Here is a 709-nt window from a genome sequence, read left to right as displayed (position 1 = left end):
CCGAGGGCGACGTGCAGCATCCGGAGCTGCGCGCGGGTGATGAACCCGGGTCGGTCGCCCGTCGGGGTCACCGGCTCGCCGGGCGCGCGGTCCGGCGGCGGGAACAGCGGCTCCGGCTCGGCGAACGGCTCGTCGTCCTCGACGACGTCGGCCTCGACCACCGGGTCGGCCGTGTCCTCGCCGGGCAGCGGGGGGAGGTCGGGGTCTTCCGCGGCGCGCGGTGCGGTGCTCGGCGCGTCCCAGGCTGACGCCGGGTCAGGCGCGGGTGCCGTCTTCGCCGGCGTCCTGCGGGACACCGCCCGCTTGCCGGCTGGCGCGGGCTCGTCGTCGTCCAACTCCTCGACGGCGTAGGCCATGCCGAGAATCGCATCGGGGGCCAGGCGCCGACACAGTTCGGCCTGGGCGCGGGCGAGAAGCATCGACTCGGGGTCGGTCTTGTACTTCGCGTTCGAGGTGTACCCCGCTTTCTGTGCCCGGCCGATCGTCCACTCGGAGGTCTCGATCCGGTCCGATCCGCGGCGTCGGCCTTTGACGACGACCCGGTCTGGGCTGGCCTTCTCGGTCCACACCTCGTGGCCGGCGGCGAGCACGATCGCCATGAGGGTCCGCGCGTACATCGCGGGCTTGCCCTTGATGACATAGATGCCCTGCAGCGCCTGCATCGGCGTCAAGCCGACCTCGGCGCCGACGAGGATCGCGGCAGCCGCGT

The 709-nt window shown here is 73.2% G+C and carries 1 pseudogene; it reads right to left on the bottom strand.

From position 1 onward, the window contains the following. Positions 1-709 (bottom strand): annotated as a pseudogene (locus tag ABD401_RS25000) (hypothetical protein); the annotation flags it as partial.

The organism is Sporichthya brevicatena (genome assembly GCF_039525035.1).
GTDB classification, from domain to species: domain Bacteria; phylum Actinomycetota; class Actinomycetes; order Sporichthyales; family Sporichthyaceae; genus Sporichthya; species Sporichthya brevicatena.
This window is presented reverse-complemented; position numbering and strand designations above follow the sequence as displayed.